The following is a 16043-nucleotide window of genomic DNA, read 5'->3' as shown; positions in this document are numbered from 1 at the left end:
CAACAATACACCCAACTTAAGTACTCCAGATTTACTTCCCTTAAATATGTCACCAATCGCAACCCAGTTAATCCTCTGGCATAAAGATCATGGCCGTCATCACCTTCCGTGGCAAGGGAGTCGTGATCCCTATGCTGTCTGGCTATCTGAAATCATGCTACAACAAACACAGGTAAACACGGTCATCCCTTATTATGCACGATTCATGCAAGAATTCCCCACACTTAGCAGTTTGGCACAGGCGCCACTTGATGCTGTACTTGTTATCTGGAGCGGCCTTGGATATTATTCGCGCGCCCGCAATTTACACCTAGCAGCGCGTATGATTATGCAAGATTATCAGGGCCAATTTCCTGATACTCGGGTAATTCTTCAGAAACTACCCGGAATTGGCCGTTCAACAGCCGCTGCCATAGCGGTTTTTGCTTTTAACAAACGTGAAGCCATTCTGGATGGCAATGTTAAGAGAATCTTAACGCGTTATTTTGGAATTGCAGGTTATCCGGAAGAAAGCAGGATCAAGAACCTGCTTTGGGAGAAATCTGAAGAAGTGTTACCGGTTACCTGTCGTGAGAACCAAATTGAAACATATACACAAGCTTTGATGGATTTGGGAGCTACTGTTTGTATACGCCACACCCCTATTTGTAAAGCCTGTCCACTTCAACATAATTGCGTCGCATTTAAAGAAAAGCGTGTAGATCAATTCCCAACCACCAGACTTCGCAAACCATTACCAAAAAAAGAAGCGGTTTTTTTACTACTCATGCAACATCAGAAGTTACTTTTGGAAAAAAGACCTGCTTCTGGAATCTGGGGAGAGTTATGGTGTCCACCTGAGATCAAAACTGGGATCGACGCTGCGAGTTATTGCCAGCACCAATTAGGCATAACAGTTCAATCGCCGATTGAGTTACCAATTTTAGACCATCAATTCACCCACTTTAAATTACGGATTCATCCGCAGCTGTTGCAAGTTGTCTCAAATACTCTCGATCCACATAATAAATTTATTTGGATTAAACCATCCGATGCACTTGAATATGCTATTCCGGCACCTGTCAGAAAACTGCTAAAACAAAATTTCTTATTGGATAACCACGATACCTCTAACCATCTGAACACAAATTAAAAATAATGGATAATCTGTTGGAATTGAGGAAACATCAACGCAAACAGCTAATTGCAGCTCGTGAAACTTTATCTGAAGTTACTCATCAGCAATGGAGTCAAACAATTTCAGATCTTCTCAAACAAGGCTTTCCAAAACTTCAGAAAATGAATATTGGAATTTATTGGCCATTCCGGGGTGAATACGACCCACGGTCAATTGCCCTGTATTTTATGCAACATGGCGCAACGCTTGCACTACCGGAAATAGTTGGTAAGGATAAACCGCTTTGTTTCCGTGAATGGCGGCCTGATGCGCCCTTGAAAAATGGGGCTTATGGCATCCCTGTGCCTATAGAGGCCAGGGCAGTTAGTGTTGATGCAATTATTATTCCCGTGGTAGGCTTTGATCAACATGGCTATCGTTTAGGCTATGGCAGCGGTTATTTTGATCGCACCTTGGCTACTTACCATCCACAGCCATTAACTATCGGAATAGCTTTTGAAATGCAGCGATTAGAAAATGTTTACGCTCAGCCGCACGATATCGCGCTGCATTATATTGTGACAGAGACAGGTATATTCCGTACTGAAAATCATGAACTCAAACTCATCCCTGCATCTCAGTGCGCTGAGGAATAAACAGCTAAAATAGTATTGAATTCTCTTTCTGATCTCAAACGAAGCAAAATATGTGTGGTTTGCATATGGTCCAGAATACCAGCAACCACAAATACAAACCACGCCTTTTGGCGTGGTTATCTAAAAGGCAAGTTAAGCGTTTTGTTTTCTGTAACGTGCCACGAAACCCAGTAGACTCAATCCAGCCAACAACATCGCATATGATTCTAGTTCAGGAATTGCAGCAATAGGGGTATTGAATGCAGCACCGCCAAAAATTGCGACATCACCTTTGGTAGAATTTGGATTATGTTGACCGAGTTGTACAATTCTTAATGAATGTTCCATAGAATCTAATTCCGTCACTACTAAAATTCTATTTCCTGTTCGATACATATCGTAGGTGCCAACATCTATGTTATCAACAAAAAATTGGGCAAAGCCATCGTTATGATCCCCAGCCATGATAAAACCAACACTATTGCTGATTACGGAAAACTGTGTGGTCGCTTCGCTCGTTCCAGGTATACCTGCTGCTGAATTATCAAACAACCACAGTTCCCTTACACCCAATCCCCCTCTAGGTCCAGTACCCGTAACATCCCAGTCAATTCCACCTCGCCCAGCATTTCTATATTCAATTACTGGATTCCCATTAATATCGATTGGGTTTCCTTGACGTGTTGCTGCCCCTAAGGGTATCCATTGTGTAGATAAGGCTGATGCGTGCGAACTAATCAACAGTAGTGTAACTACTAGTATTCGCGTCATTTTCTATCTCCCATCTCAGTTTAAGTAATAAGACAAAGGAATTATATTTTTTAATAAAATATATCAATATGGGAACATTCTATCTGACAAACAGATATAGAAAAATAGGCTATTTATCCTGAAGTTGTCTTGTATTTATACTCGGACAGGTATTGTCTTGTTGTATTAATGAGATTGCCGGATATTAGCTAAAGTATCATGCTTATTCAATGTAGATCAGCTTTCTGTTCCCCAACGAGGAATCATGGTATGTATGATCCCCAGATGATCCAAAATACGAGCAACAACAAAATCAATCATATCCTGCACCGTCTGCGGGTGATGATAAAAACCGGGATTCGCCGGTAGGATAACGGCACCGCTACGCACCAGCTTGAGCATATTTTCCAAATGAATTGCAGAAAACGGCATCTCCCGTGGCACTAAAATAAGTTGGCGATTTTCCTTCAACATGACATCTGCTGCCCGCTCAATCAGTTTCTGATTCATACCTGCGGCAATAGCTGCCAAGGTACCCATGGTACAGGGACAAATCACCATCGAATCCGCCGGATTAGAGCCGGAAGCAACTGGCGCAAACCATTCCTCACGTCCAAATACACGCAACTGTCCATCCGGAGCATTGTACTGGCGATTAAAAAAAGCTTCCGCTTCCTTAGCACTGGAAGGCAGTGCCAAGTTCATTTCCTGCTGTGCAACAATTTGCGCTACTTTTGAATACAGGAGGTATACTTGCTTTCCTTCCCGCAACAACATTTCAAGCAAACGAATCCCATAAGGCATCCCAGATGCGCCGGTCAATGCCAAAGTAATCGTCTGAGAATTTTTCATCTAAATCCACGTTGATTTGGGAAATCACTCCGAAAGAGGCTTACAAAAAGAAACTATACGAATCATCCATGCTAGTACTGGTCTTTATCTGCCGATTCGTTATTCATTTCCCGTTCATGGCGTTCAATAAATTCCTTCGTGCCATCAATACCCCGCAATTGCAAAACATAATTTCGCACTGCTGCTTCCACGAGAACGGCCAAATTCCGGCCAGCCGCTACAGGAATAATGACTTTACGGATGTCAACATTCATAATGTTCTCATTAAGATCACTGATGGGCAGTCGTTCTAATAAACCAGAGTTTGCTCCACCGCTATTCTGCAAATGAACGATCAACTTCATATTTTTACGACGCCGCACTGCAGTTTCGCCAAAAATTGTACGTATATTCAGCATGCCTAACCCCCTTACTTCCAGATAATCTCTTAGCATTGGGGGACAGCGGCCTTCCAATGTCTCCGGGGCAATACGTCGCAATTCCACGACATCATCCGCTACCAAACCATGACCGCGGCTTATTAATTCGAGGGCCAACTCGCTTTTACCGACACCGCTTTCACCGGTTATCATGACCCCCATACCCAATACATCCAGAAGTACGCCATGCAAACTACAAGAAGGGGCTAGTACGCTTCCCAGGTAAGTGCGGATCAGCCAGATAACTTCAAGACCAGGGTAAGGTGAATGCAGTAAAGGGATATCGAATGCACTGGCCATACTCAGGATAGACGCAGGTATCTCGGCATTATCCGCCACGATAATACATGCCAGGTTACTATGTGTCAGCTGGTTTATCTTTTTCTCAAGTGAAGCAGCATCCAGCTTGTTTAAATAATGAATCTCATCACTACTGATCACCTGGATCCAGTCCGGGTGGATGAAATTCAAATGACCAATCATACCCTGACCAGATTGCGCAATCGCTTCATCACTGAGCACTGTATTGCCACCACGTTGTCCCGCGACCCAGGTTAGTTTCAGTTTCTCCTTCTTATCTTCAAATAGCTGAGCGATACTAATCTTCGACATTCGGTTTCCAGTCAACAATGAGTTTATGAATCTTTGCAGCATCCCTGCATTGAAGAATTCCTTCACGAAACTGCTTATCGCTAAACATCTGCGCCAGTTCACTAAGAATCTGCAAGTGCTTGTCAGTAGCTTTCTCCGGGACCAGCAAAATACAGGCAATATTGACTGGCTGACCGTCAGGTGCATCAAAGGGTATCGCTTCTTTCATTGTTACTAAAGCAGCAACCGCTTCGCGCAATCCCTTTATGCGGCCGTGCGGGATAGCCACACCTTGTCCTAAACCTGTTGAGCCAAGTTTTTCCCGCGCAAAAAGACTATCAAAAACCTGACTGCGCGCAATCTGATTGGTATTTTCAAATAATAATCCAGCTTGTTCAAAAACACGTTTCTTGCTGGTAACATCCAGATCGACAATGACATTGGACAGCGGTAATAATTGCGAAATTTGATTCATGTAAAATAGGATTATTTCGTTCAAATGATAATGAAGCGTACAATTTCTTGACTACAATTATGCGGGATTCCAGAAGGAATCAACATTTCTTGCTATGAAAATAGAAGCATGCTCAATTATCTTCTATTGTTCATCAAGATCTTGATTTTTCAATGCACCGTGGTTCCGGCGTTCAAGATTCTTTTCCTTATGTTTAAGTATCTGCCGGTCCAACTTGTCCACAAGACTATCAATCGATGCGTACATGTCTTCGCTGTCAGTTTCGACAAAAATATCTTTACCACGCACATGAACATTCGCTTCCGCCTTTTGTTTAAGCTTTTCTACCGACAGAATGACACTGACGTCAATGACATGATCAAAATGGCGTGTAATTTTACCGATTTTTGAAATGACATATTCGCGCATGGCATCGGTAATTTCCACATGGTTGCCGGTAAGTTTAAGGTTCATATCCTTCCTTTTCTTCTGATTAAAATGATTTACGAAGATTTGCTGCAGGAATTTGTATTGATTCCCGGTACTTCGCAATGGTTCGACGAGCAACAACAATTCCTTGTTGTTCAAGAATAGTTGAAATTCTGTTATCGCTGAGTGGTTTCCTTGGGTTCTCTTCCTGTATCAGTTGCTTGATCAATGCACGGATAGCCGTTGCTGAACAAGCTCCTCCTGAATCCGTGGAGACATGACTGCCAAAAAAATATTTAAGTTCAAAAATACCTCGCGGAGTATACATAAATTTTTGTGTAGTTACCCGTGATACTGTTGATTCATGTAGATTCAAGGTTTCAGCAATATCTCGTAATACAAGCGGACGCATAGCAACTTCTCCATGTTCAAAAAATTGCTGCTGACGTTCCACAATCGCACTGGCTACTTTCAGAATTGTACTTGAGCGCTGCTGAATATTCTTAATCAGCCACTTCGCTTCATTCAACTGGCTTACTAGCCCACGCGAAGAATGATGTTCCTGTTTCAGGATGTTAGCATAGAGATGATTAATATTAAGGCGTGGGATTGCGGCCATATTAAGGTTTGCCCCCCAAGTTCCATTCTTTTTAGTCACCGTAATATCTGGCACAATATAGCGTTCGTTTTGAGAGTTAAACTGAGCGCCTGGTTTAGGGTTCAGATTAACAATCAGCTTCTGAATAGCTCGTAAACTTTGATCATCACATGCCAATAATCTCTTAATCTGGACAAAATCGTGCGATGCCAAAATTTCCAAATATTCTTGCACAACTTTTATTGCCTGGTCACGATAAGCATCATCAGGCAACGCTTGCAACTGCAGTACCAGACATTCTTGTAGATTACGTGCCCCCACACCAGATGGATCAAGGCGCTGCAAATACTTGAGCGCATCCTGCAAGTCCTGCAGACTGATGCCCAGTTCTGCAGGCAGCATTTCCATCAGTTCATCCAAATCTTGCAGCAGATAGCCATCCTCATTCAGACTATCAATCAACAAGCTAATAATGTTTTTCTCACGCTCGGAAATTTGACTCAGGCAAATCTGAAAATTTAAATGTTCACGCAGGCTTAATGGTCTCGCCGGTATTTGCGGCGCTTCATGATCATCATCTTCATAAGTGCCATGAGAAAAAATGTTTTCCTGCGGCCATTCAGAATCTGATTCAAAATTTTCCTCGGACTCTGCTTGAACTTCAGAAACCGCCGCTTCTGGTGGCACACTATCAAAATCTGCCACATCATCAGAAAATTCTGGATGTTCGAATGTATTCTCGGCCACAGGAGCATTCCAGTCCTCACGCAACTCCAGCAATGGATTTTCCTGCACTATCCGCTCAATCTCCTGATTTAGTTCAAGCGTTGATAATTGCAGCAACCGGATAGATTGCTGCAACTGAGGGGTAAGCCTAAGTTGCTGTGATAACTTTAGTTGGAGTGTCGGCTTCATGATTCTGGAAAAGCAGCAATTGCTAAATGATTCAACTTCAATGCATTCGTTATTTTACAATCGGAAGTGTTCTCCCAAATAAACTTCCCTGACCTTTTCATTATCTATGATCTCTTCAGACTTACCCTGAGCCAGCACGTGACCTTCGCTGATGATATAAGCTCGATCACAAATCCCCAACGTCTCTCGAACATTATGATCCGTAATCAATACGCCAATTTTCCGCTCTCTAAGAAAAGAAATGACTTTCTGTATATCCACAACAGCGATCGGATCAACGCCTGCAAAGGGCTCATCCAGTAAAATAAAACGTGGTTGCGATGCCAGTGCACGAGCTATTTCGACACGGCGGCGCTCACCTCCCGACAAACTGATTGCAGAATTATTACGCAAATGACCAATATGCAAATCGTGTAATAAGTCATCTAAACACCGCTGTTTCGATTCTTCATCCAAATTTTGCAACTCTAATACCGCAAGAATATTCTCTTCAACAGTCAAACGCCGGAAAATGGATGCTTCTTGAGGCAAATAACTCAATCCAAGCTTTGCTCTTTGATGAATCGGCAATTGACTTAAATCTTGCTCATCCAGATGTATCCCGCCGCCATCAAGAGGCACCAAGCCAACGATCATATAGAAGCAGGTTGTTTTTCCGGCACCATTGGGTCCGAGTAATCCAATCACTTCACCGCTGCTGATTGAAAAAGAAACATCCTGCACCACAGTGCGCGACTTATAGCGTTTTTTTAAATTACTGGCCTTTAATTCGCTCATTCTTTGAGATTACATCCGTTTCTAATCTAGGGTTGCTTTTTGTGTTATTCAGATTTGTTTTTAGGTTGAATCGTTATCCGCACACGCTTGTCCGGGCCTGTTTCATCTCCACGCTCCTTACTGCCAATCACTTTAAAGAATTCAGTCTTCATATCATAGGAAATATAATCACCCTGCACTTCATCGGAACCACGTTTTAACCGTGCCTGCCGGAACAATTCGATTTTATCCGTTTTACTATCGTATTCAGCGCGCTGACTCCATCCTTCAACATACTCATTTAGACCATCGCGTTTCTGACGAAAACTAACAAGATCTCCAATGGCTGTGGCATACCGGAATCCATGCAAATCTTCTTTCATAATCACTTTGTCAGCACTAATCCGCAAGGTTCCCTGCGTCAGGATCACATTTCCGGTAAATACACTGACCCGGTTAGATTCTTTACGATTCACATCTTCAACGGTTGCACGATCAGCTTCCAGATAGATCGGTTTTTCACGATCCGCCCGCTCAGCCCAGACAAATTGGGTAAAGCACAAACCAAACAAGCCTATAGCGATAATTAGTTTCATTTATTATTCACAGCTTTTACTTTTGATAGGAGCTGTATCACCCCAATACGATTATTGAATTCCAGACCGGTCGAATGAATCGTGGTATTCAATCTTGAAATAGTCACCGCGTGATCTGTCTTAACCAGATTCTCGTCTGGAATAAGATGCAAGAAATCAGTCATTAAAGTGATTTTACTCTTTTCATCATCAGCTCCTCTGATTGCAGTTACATTTCCCGTTAAATAAATATTCTTTCCTTTACTTTTCACTTCAGCTCGATCTGCGCTCAACCGCATCAGCGGTTTTTCCGGTTCGGTATTAATAAAACTTACTTGCTCCATCTGTGTAACCTCTTCGTCGAGGAAGTGAAATAGTCTCTCAGCTGTGAATTTACGCTGAATCTCCCGCTCGTGATCCATTCGAATACCGGATAAGTCTTCTACAATATAGTCTGGATTGACGTATAAATTATTATCTCCAATCGGTTCAGATGGCCGGGTTATCCGATCCAGCCAAAACGTCAATAACGCAAGAAGAATTAGGAGAATCAAAGGAGAACTGATATGTAGGCGATTAACCATTTAGAAATACTGCCCGTTTCATTAATCCCAGAATATTGGGTATCCATCTAACAGGCCGTTGAAAAACTATCTGCGTTGCCGCTACGGTGTTAAAAACAGACTCAAAATGCTCATTTATCATGCATAAACTGCACTTTTTCGCCTGTTTTTCCTTGCATCGGCTACCTCGAAAACGTTTTTCAACGACCTGCTAACCCTATCGATTAAAAAAATGTACTTTTTTAAATTATAACAGAACACTAATCTCCATTTAACGAATCGATTCTTGTACCAAGTTTTCAATAGCTCTTTAAATGTCATGCATGAATCCATATCTTAGGATAGAGTAATGTGCATTATTTGATAAACCATCGGGAAGAATAGAATCGCAATGCATCAAGAAGCCTTTGAATTTGAAAAATATGATCAGTTACAGGATGAAACATGCGCACGGCGTATTATTGCGGCCAAAAATACTCTGGGAAAACACGCTGTTATTCTGGCGCACCATTATCAGCGTGCAGATGTATACCGCCATGCCGATCTAACGGGTGATTCCTTAAAACTTTCTTACCTTGCAGCACAAACCGACGCTGATTATCTGGTTTTCTGCGGGGTTCATTTTATGGCTGAAGTGGCGGACATCCTCTCCAGCCCGGAACAAATTGCTATTTTACCCGATATGGCTGCCGGTTGTTCAATGGCAGATATGGCCAATCTCTCCAATGTCGAGCGTGCCTGGCGCGAGCTTGCAGAAATATTGGATCCCGATGAAGCGGTCACTCCGATCACATATATTAATTCTGCGGCTGACCTTAAAGCTTTTTGTGGCGAGCACGGCGGTATTGTCTGCACATCCAGTAATGCCGGTAAGGTTCTACAGTGGTCATTTAATCAACGGGAAAAGGTTTTGTTTTTCCCTGATCAACATCTCGGCCGTTGGAGCGGACATCAATTGGGCATTCCACTCGATGAAATGCCGGTATGGAATTTTGATGAACCAATGGGTGGACTGACCGTTGAACAAATTAAGAAAGCTAAAATTTTACTCTGGAAAGGCCATTGCTCAGTTCATCAAATGTTTCAGCCACAACACATCATTCGTTTCCGCAATCTATACCCGGATGGTATCGTCATTTCTCACCCGGAATGTAGTTTTGAAGTTTGCAAGGCATCCGATTACGTCGGATCTACGGAATACATCATTAGAACCATTGCAGAAGCAAAAAGCGGCACACGCTGGTTAGTTGGCACTGAACTCAATCTGGTCAGCCGGATTACTGAAGAATTCAAATCCAAAGGAAAAATTATCCAGTTTATGTCACCTATGGTATGTATGTGTTCGACGATGGCACGAATTGATCCGCAGCATCTGGCTTGGGCACTGGAAAACCTGGTCAATGGCAATGTCGTGAATCAGATCAAAGTCCCACAAGATGAAGCCAAGCTTGCAAAATTAGCGTTGGATAGAATGTTGAAGATTTCATAGCGACACCTATAACCAGTGCCTAAGAATCTGCAAATCGTGAGCCATACGCCCGAAAAGATTTTTCCGGCGCTAACCAGCACATAATGGTACATGCTGCACTATCAACGAATCTAAACCCTACATGAGAAATCTTCATTTTGTTGATAATAACCGCATAACCCTGCTGCACAATGGCGATGAATATTTCCCGGAATTAGAAGCAGCAATAGAAAAAGCGCAAATTGAAATACATATTGAAACGTATATTTTTGAATACGACGCGATTGGCAGCAAAATCTCAGCGGCCTTAAAACGTGCTGCACAACGTGGCGTAACCGTACACCTGCTGCTGGATGGCTTCGGTTCGCAGGATTTTCCGCGAGAAGAAATTGACAGCATGCTTAAGGCCGGCATGAAAGTACTGATATTCCGGCCTGAAATTATTTTTTCAATGCCCCGTCGCTATCGTCTTCGCCGGATGCATCGCAAATTAGTCATTGTTGACGCACAAATCGCTTTCGCCGGTGGAATCAATATCATTGACGATCAGCATAATCCGGAAAAACTAACACCACGTTTTGATTACGCTGTTGTTATTAAAGGCCCGTTGCTTATTCCGATACATAAAGCGATGAAGCATTTATGGATGTTGGTCGCATGGGTGCATTTAAAGAAACGCTGGGTTATCCCGGCTACTATAAAACCGGCTGACAAACCTTGCGGAAATCAAAAAGCCGCATTTTTGATACGCGATAACTGGCGCCATCGTCATGACATTGAACACGCTTATTTAGATGCCATCAACCAGGCACATACCGAAGTCATTATCGCCAACGCTTATTTTCTACCAGGAAGAAAGTTTAGTAACGCGCTAAAAAATGCCGCCCAACGTGGTGTAACTGTTGAGCTCTTATTGCAAGGTAAAATTGAATATCGTTTGCAGTACCATGCAACCCAGGCACTGTATGAAAATTTGCTGAAAGCCGGGATAAAAATTTATGAATATAATCGCAGCTATTTGCATGCCAAAGTAGCGGTTATTGATCAACATTGGGCAACCGTGGGTTCTTCCAACATTGATCCTTTCAGTTTACTGCTCGCGCGCGAAGCCAATATCATCATTGAAGATCATCAATTTGCGCTTGAACTCAGAACAAGTTTAAAAACCGCGATTACAGAAGAATCCATAGCAGTAACGTCCACACATAAAAACTTCTTCTCATGGCGCAATTATGTTGTGAATTGGCTGAGTTTTTATATCGTACGTATGATGCAGGGCGTGCTCGGTTATGATTGGCATGACAATATACCGTGATTTCATTAATGAACCACTTTCATTTAATTCGGAAATCAAGAAATATCACCACACGAATGGAACACACGCAATACAAACAAAATAGGCCCAATTTGACACCGAAGCAGCAGGATCAGATTACTGCAGCCGCTCAGGTATTGAATGCAGGCGGCACAGTGGCTTTCCCTACCGAAACGGTTTATGGCCTCGGCGCAGATGTCACCAACCCGGATGCCATCAATAAAATCTACAAAATAAAACAGCGGCCGATTGATCACCCGCTCATCGTTCACATCGGCGATATTTCCGATTTGCATTATTGGGCCGAAGAAATACCGGATTCTGCCTGGAAGCTAGCCAATCATTTTTGGCCCGGGCCACTCACGCTAATTCTGCAACGCAGCCGCCACATACCCGATAGCGTTACCGGCGGCCAAGATACTGTGGGCTTGCGCATACCGGCTCATCCTGTTGCACTGGCTCTACTTGCTGCATTGGGACCGGAAAAAGCGCTTGCAGCACCATCTGCAAACCGTTTTGGACGAATCAGTCCGACTATAGCGGCACATGTGCGCGAGGAGTTGGGTTCGGCGGTCGATATGATCCTGGATGGCGGCGCCTGTGAAGTAGGCTTGGAAAGTACGATCATCAGTTTTCATGATCAATCACCGATGATACTGCGGCCGGGTGGAATCGCGGTATCCGCACTGGAATCCGTGCTGGAGGATCCGGTTATATTAGCGCACAACACCAGCCAGATGATACGTACATCCGGATCATTACCAGCCCACTACGCGCCTGCAACGCCCTTAAGAATATATTCTACGGAACACATATGGGATCGCGCTTTAGCTTTAGCTGCACAAGGCTTGCGAGTGTTGGTCATGACATGGTCTGATATCGCTCCATCACAACCTTCGGATCAATCTATTGAACAATTCTCCATGCCTTCGGATCCAATCGCTTATGGCCAGCAACTCTATGCAAAATTACGCCAGTTTGATCAAGCAGCATTTGATTATATGATAATAGAGGCACCGCCTGATCATCCAAGCTGGTTAGCCATTACGGATCGCCTGCAACGCGCCAGCTATAATCCATTTGATAATAAACAGAATTAAGATGACAAATACACAGAATAAACTTCAAGCCGTACTTTTTGATGTTGATGGCACGCTTGCTGACACTGAGCAAGATGGCCACCGTCTTGCCTTCAATGCAGCATTTAAACAATTTAATCTGGACTGGAATTGGGATATAGATCTTTATGGTGAACTATTACAAGTCACTGGCGGAAAAGAACGAATCCGCTATTATATAGAAAGGTATGTTCCGGCCACACTCAATAAAAGCGATTTAACAGACTGGATTATCAGCTTACACAAAACCAAAACTAAATATTTCGAATCATTGATGGAAACCGGTAGCATCCCATTACGCCCTGGAGTCGCGCGATTAATCCATGAGTTGCGCCAGGAAAAAATAAAAATCGCGATTGCAACAACAACGACCATGGAGAATGTTACCGCGCTGCTAAAATCGACTTTGGGCGAAGAATCGGTTGGCTGGTTCGACGTGATCGGTGCCGGTGATATTGTGCCGATGAAAAAACCGGCACCCGATATTTACCAATGGGTACTCAATCAACTTAAACTTACCGCGCAACAATGTATCGCTATCGAAGATTCGGAAAATGGTTTGAAGTCAGCTCTGGCTGCTAACCTCCCTACGCTTATCACGGTAAGTGGTTACACCCGCTCACAAGATTTTAATGGCGCAATTGCAGTTTTATCAGATCTTGGCGAACCGTCCCAAGTGTTTACAAAGATCAAAAGCATCAAAACTTTTGATAGAGGGTGGGTTGATTATAGACTACTCAGCAGCCTATTTAACCATCATAACTAGGGTTCCTGCCGGACTTAAGCAATCGTTGCGAACCAAGTGGGAGAACGAGCGCATATTTACTCAATTTTGAGGCGCATAGCGAGACTAAGCAATAAGAAATTGAGTAAATACGAACCGTTGCCTCATTTGCGCTGTAAATTAGCCTTAAGTCCGACAGAGTCCTAAAAAGTAAAACACAATAAAAATCCGATTGCTGCAGTATGCCGGTTTTCATGAAATCCATAGCTTCATGGAGTGAAGATCAGAGATGGCGCAACTATCCCCCGCCTGATATAACAAAAATTCCGGAAACAGTCGATTAAGTCTTTCTAAAGAAAGTAATTCTGTCCTGGCCGAGCTGATAGCAAGACAAAACTTCTGCATGCGTGTGCTAAAAGTCACAGTTATAATTTAAATATAGCGGTATATTCCCTCTCTGTTTTCATCTTCAAAGCTACTCAGTAGGTATTAAACTTGAAATCATGTAATCGCAATCGATTCGAGAACATCGAAGCCGGAATGTAAAAAATGTAGCGATGCCTTTACTGAGGAAGATGTTTTACATTTGACCAGCTGATTGTGATGAATGATTTTATGACGAGGCCCTTTAATCCCTATTGCTTGCAATAGGGATTTTTTTGTCTCTATCAATCGATCACCAACACAGGTTTTATCTCAAGCTGTTGCGTAATCGAATTAGCCGCCAACTGAGCAACGACCTGATCTGGATAGGGACCCGCATGAATTTTGTACAAACCATTATTTCTGGTAATACTGACCGTATCGTTGAGCCACGGAAGTTTCTTCCGTACCTGTGTAAGAAAATTATGTGCATTGTCCGATGAGCCAAATGCGCCCAGTTGCAGGTAAACCATATTCATTTCTGCATTACTATCCGCAACAGGCAGTGATGCCGATGGTTTAGAAACAGCCAGTCTCGGTGTATCGCCAGGCAATATGCTTTCAACCTCAACCTGACCACTCCCACCAGCCAGTATTCCGAGTTTATAAGCTGCCGTATAAGAAAGATCGATTAAGCGATCCGCTAAAAATGGTCCGCGATCATTCAGACGCACAATCACTGATTTGCCATTCTCCAGATTGGTTACCCGGGCATAGCTAGGTAACGGCAACGTCGGGTGAGCCGCTGTCATTGCATACATGTCGTAAACCTCCCCCGATGCCGTATTGTTTCCATGATAGCGGCGGCCATACCATGAAGCGGTTCCTCGCTCTTTATAGGGACGTAGTTCGGTCATCGGTTTGAAATTTTTCCCTAGTGCAACGTACGGCTGCATATTGGCCGGACGAAGCGATTCAACTCTGGGTACGGGATCTGGAACCAAATGCAGATTAGGAGGCGGATTATCACCCGGACCATCATCCAGATAATATCCCCCTCCTTTTCTAGCTACCGGACCTGGGCCTGAGTGAGATATTGAAGCAGAAAATGCGTCTTTTTGTGGCAACGCACCTTTATTTTGCGGCATACTGCTGCATGCTGTCAGCAATGCAAAGACCATTGCCAATGCTAATCCAATAACCGGTGCAGATAATCCAGATAAATATTTGCGAGCTTTCTGAAATAGGAGAAAAGTGTTTGTCATGTTTTGACTAGTTTAGGATGTGTTTGAATACTCATCAAAATACCAAATCCGAGCAACATTGTCACCATTGATGTACCACCGTAGCTGATGAGTGGAAGCGGAACGCCTACAATGGGAAGGATACCACTAACCATTCCCATATTAACAAAAATATACGTAAAGAAAGTCAGTGTAATTGATCCAGCAATCAAGCGAGTAAACTGTGTCGAGGCATTGGCCGTAATCACCATGCAACGCCCAATTACTATTAAGTACAAGAATAATAGTATGGTATTACCAATGAGGCCGAACTCTTCGGAGAAAACTGCAAAAATAAAATCAGTGCTTTGTTCCGGTAAAAAATCCAATTGTGCTTGTGTGCCATTTTGCCACCCTTTACCAACAATACCGCCAGAACCTATCGCGATGGATGATTGTATGGTGTGATAACCAGCTCCCAGCGGATCTTGTGAAGGATCAAGCAATGTTATAATACGCCGTCGCTGGTAATCATGCATGATCGACCAAAATACCGGCAGGCTAGCCGCTGCCGCTATCACCAATCCGGCAATAATGCGCCATGATAATCCAGCCAGAAACAATACATAAAAACCGCTGGCCGTAATTAATAATGCGGTGCCCAAGTCCGGTTGCCGCAAGATCAACAAAACCGGCAACATTAACAGAACCGTTGCACCCAGATAATCTTTTAGCCGTAAGGTGATTTCGTGTTTATCGAAATACCAGGCCATCATCAGCGGTATGGCAATCTTCATCAATTCGGATGGTTGAATTCTTGTCACCCCGATATTGAGCCAGCGCCTCGCGCCATTGTTGATTTCTCCAAACAAGGCAACACCGATCAGTAAGACGAGTCCCACTATATACATCGGTAGTGCAAGGCGCATGATTTGTTGCAAAGGAATATTGGCAACCAGCCACATGATCACCAAGGCCACCAGCATGTTGATGATTTGATTACTGACTCTACTCATATTTGCGCCTGTAGCACTGTAGAGCACAATCAACCCCACAGCCATTAATGTGAGTATTCCGATCAACAGAAAACTATCCATATAGCGTGTGAGATAGTGCCAGATTTTTTTAATTTCTATCATGCTTAGATTTAGTCAGCTGTCATCGTTTAATGGATTGTTTAACCAATCGCCTACCCTACC

General features: G+C 43.3%; 17 protein-coding genes. 6 read left to right on the top strand and 11 right to left on the bottom strand.

What is annotated here, in order from left to right; all coding sequences use genetic code 11:
* Positions 1–46: 46 nt before the first annotated feature.
* Together mutY and NIT79A3_RS04495 are read left to right on the top strand one after the other, a co-directional pair.
* Positions 47–1132, top strand: coding sequence for an A/G-specific adenine glycosylase (mutY, locus tag NIT79A3_RS04500; RefSeq protein WP_013965071.1), 1086 nt, complete (start codon positions 47–49; stop codon positions 1130–1132).
* Positions 1133–1149: 17 nt separating this feature from the next.
* Positions 1150–1752 carry a 5-formyltetrahydrofolate cyclo-ligase gene (locus NIT79A3_RS04495; RefSeq protein WP_348225724.1) on the top strand — a complete coding sequence of 201 codons (603 nt, stop codon included), beginning with the start codon at positions 1150–1152 and terminating at the stop codon, positions 1750–1752.
* Positions 1753–1884: 132 nt separating this feature from the next.
* Here NIT79A3_RS04495 and NIT79A3_RS04490 read toward each other — a convergent pair whose 3' ends face one another.
* From NIT79A3_RS04490 to lptC, 9 genes are all read right to left on the bottom strand, one after another.
* Positions 1885–2502, bottom strand: a complete 618-nt coding sequence (locus tag NIT79A3_RS04490; protein WP_013965069.1) for a hypothetical protein — start codon at positions 2500–2502, stop codon at positions 1885–1887.
* A gap of 216 nt (positions 2503–2718) precedes the next feature.
* Positions 2719–3333: a flavin prenyltransferase UbiX gene (locus tag NIT79A3_RS04485; protein WP_013965068.1), complete on the bottom strand. Its 615-nt coding sequence runs from the start codon at positions 3331–3333 to the stop codon at positions 2719–2721.
* A gap of 71 nt (positions 3334–3404) precedes the next feature.
* Positions 3405–4364, bottom strand: coding sequence for an HPr(Ser) kinase/phosphatase (gene hprK, locus NIT79A3_RS04480; RefSeq protein WP_013965067.1), 960 nt, complete (start codon positions 4362–4364; stop codon positions 3405–3407).
* On the bottom strand, positions 4351–4818 hold the full coding sequence (locus tag NIT79A3_RS04475; RefSeq protein ID WP_013965066.1) for a PTS sugar transporter subunit IIA: 468 nt from the start codon (positions 4816–4818) through the stop codon (positions 4351–4353). Before NIT79A3_RS04475 ends, hprK begins: the two co-directional genes overlap by 14 nt.
* Before the next feature lie 123 nt (positions 4819–4941).
* The gene (raiA, locus tag NIT79A3_RS04470; protein WP_013965065.1) at positions 4942–5271 is read right to left on the bottom strand and encodes a ribosome-associated translation inhibitor RaiA; all 330 of its coding nucleotides are present in this window, start codon (positions 5269–5271) and stop codon (positions 4942–4944) included.
* Positions 5272–5290: 19 nt separating this feature from the next.
* The gene (locus tag NIT79A3_RS04465; protein ID WP_013965064.1) at positions 5291–6739 is read right to left on the bottom strand and encodes an RNA polymerase factor sigma-54; all 1449 of its coding nucleotides are present in this window, start codon (positions 6737–6739) and stop codon (positions 5291–5293) included.
* 54 nt (positions 6740–6793) lie between these two features.
* Entirely contained in the window at positions 6794–7516 is a 723-nt protein-coding gene (lptB, locus tag NIT79A3_RS04460) for an LPS export ABC transporter ATP-binding protein (protein WP_013965063.1), read from the bottom strand.
* Positions 7517–7560: 44 nt separating this feature from the next.
* Positions 7561–8091: a lipopolysaccharide transport periplasmic protein LptA gene (lptA, locus tag NIT79A3_RS04455; protein ID WP_013965062.1), complete on the bottom strand. Its 531-nt coding sequence runs from the start codon at positions 8089–8091 to the stop codon at positions 7561–7563.
* A complete protein-coding gene (gene lptC / locus NIT79A3_RS04450) occupies positions 8088–8654 on the bottom strand; it encodes an LPS export ABC transporter periplasmic protein LptC (RefSeq protein ID WP_013965061.1) in 567 nt (188 codons plus the stop codon). Before lptC ends, lptA begins: the two co-directional genes overlap by 4 nt.
* A 370-nt stretch (positions 8655–9024) precedes the next feature.
* On the opposite strand from lptC, the gene nadA reads away from it, so the two are divergent.
* From nadA to NIT79A3_RS04425, 4 genes are all read left to right on the top strand, one after another.
* The gene (gene nadA, locus NIT79A3_RS04440) at positions 9025–10122 is read left to right on the top strand and encodes a quinolinate synthase NadA (protein WP_013965060.1); all 1098 of its coding nucleotides are present in this window, start codon (positions 9025–9027) and stop codon (positions 10120–10122) included.
* A gap of 121 nt (positions 10123–10243) precedes the next feature.
* Positions 10244–11416, top strand: a complete 1173-nt coding sequence (gene clsB / locus NIT79A3_RS04435) for a cardiolipin synthase ClsB (protein WP_013965059.1) — start codon at positions 10244–10246, stop codon at positions 11414–11416.
* A 56-nt stretch (positions 11417–11472) separates the two neighbouring features.
* Entirely contained in the window at positions 11473–12516 is a 1044-nt protein-coding gene (locus tag NIT79A3_RS04430; RefSeq protein ID WP_013965058.1) for an L-threonylcarbamoyladenylate synthase, read from the top strand.
* Between the two features lies 1 nt (position 12517).
* Entirely contained in the window at positions 12518–13300 is a 783-nt protein-coding gene (locus NIT79A3_RS04425; protein ID WP_013965057.1) for an HAD family hydrolase, read from the top strand.
* 626 nt (positions 13301–13926) lie between these two features.
* Here the strand turns inward: NIT79A3_RS04425 and NIT79A3_RS04420 are convergent.
* Both NIT79A3_RS04420 and rodA read right to left on the bottom strand, forming a co-directional pair.
* A complete protein-coding gene (locus NIT79A3_RS04420; RefSeq protein ID WP_013965056.1) occupies positions 13927–14886 on the bottom strand; it encodes a septal ring lytic transglycosylase RlpA family protein in 960 nt (319 codons plus the stop codon).
* Positions 14883–15983 (bottom strand): rod shape-determining protein RodA, encoded by a 1101-nt coding sequence (gene rodA, locus NIT79A3_RS04415; RefSeq protein WP_013965055.1) that lies wholly within the window; start codon positions 15981–15983, stop codon positions 14883–14885. The genes NIT79A3_RS04420 and rodA overlap by 4 nt, the downstream gene beginning before the upstream one ends.
* Positions 15984–16043 lie beyond the last annotated feature (60 nt).

Source organism: Nitrosomonas sp. Is79A3, from assembly GCF_000219585.1.
Lineage (GTDB): Bacteria > Pseudomonadota > Gammaproteobacteria > Burkholderiales > Nitrosomonadaceae > Nitrosomonas.
This window is presented reverse-complemented; position numbering and strand designations above follow the sequence as displayed.

Excerpts from the sequence above, each read along its gene's own strand:
- mutY (WP_013965071.1), top strand. The coding sequence starts at position 47 with ATGTCACCAATCGCAACCCAGTTAATCCTCTGGCATAAAGATCATGGC.
- NIT79A3_RS04490 (WP_013965069.1), bottom strand. The coding sequence starts at position 2,502 with ATGACGCGAATACTAGTAGTTACACTACTGTTGATTAGTTCGCACGCA.
- NIT79A3_RS04485 (WP_013965068.1), bottom strand. The coding sequence starts at position 3,333 with ATGAAAAATTCTCAGACGATTACTTTGGCATTGACCGGCGCATCTGGG.
- hprK (WP_013965067.1), bottom strand. The coding sequence starts at position 4,364 with ATGTCGAAGATTAGTATCGCTCAGCTATTTGAAGATAAGAAGGAGAAA.
- NIT79A3_RS04475 (WP_013965066.1), bottom strand. The coding sequence starts at position 4,818 with ATGAATCAAATTTCGCAATTATTACCGCTGTCCAATGTCATTGTCGAT.
- raiA (WP_013965065.1), bottom strand. The coding sequence starts at position 5,271 with ATGAACCTTAAACTTACCGGCAACCATGTGGAAATTACCGATGCCATG.
- NIT79A3_RS04465 (WP_013965064.1), bottom strand. The coding sequence starts at position 6,739 with ATGAAGCCGACACTCCAACTAAAGTTATCACAGCAACTTAGGCTTACC.
- lptB (WP_013965063.1), bottom strand. The coding sequence starts at position 7,516 with ATGAGCGAATTAAAGGCCAGTAATTTAAAAAAACGCTATAAGTCGCGC.
- lptA (WP_013965062.1), bottom strand. The coding sequence starts at position 8,091 with ATGAAACTAATTATCGCTATAGGCTTGTTTGGTTTGTGCTTTACCCAA.
- lptC (WP_013965061.1), bottom strand. The coding sequence starts at position 8,654 with ATGGTTAATCGCCTACATATCAGTTCTCCTTTGATTCTCCTAATTCTT.
- nadA (WP_013965060.1), top strand. The coding sequence starts at position 9,025 with ATGCATCAAGAAGCCTTTGAATTTGAAAAATATGATCAGTTACAGGAT.
- clsB (WP_013965059.1), top strand. The coding sequence starts at position 10,244 with ATGAGAAATCTTCATTTTGTTGATAATAACCGCATAACCCTGCTGCAC.
- NIT79A3_RS04430 (WP_013965058.1), top strand. The coding sequence starts at position 11,473 with ATGGAACACACGCAATACAAACAAAATAGGCCCAATTTGACACCGAAG.
- NIT79A3_RS04425 (WP_013965057.1), top strand. The coding sequence starts at position 12,518 with ATGACAAATACACAGAATAAACTTCAAGCCGTACTTTTTGATGTTGAT.
- NIT79A3_RS04420 (WP_013965056.1), bottom strand. The coding sequence starts at position 14,886 with ATGACAAACACTTTTCTCCTATTTCAGAAAGCTCGCAAATATTTATCT.
- rodA (WP_013965055.1), bottom strand. The coding sequence starts at position 15,983 with ATGATAGAAATTAAAAAAATCTGGCACTATCTCACACGCTATATGGAT.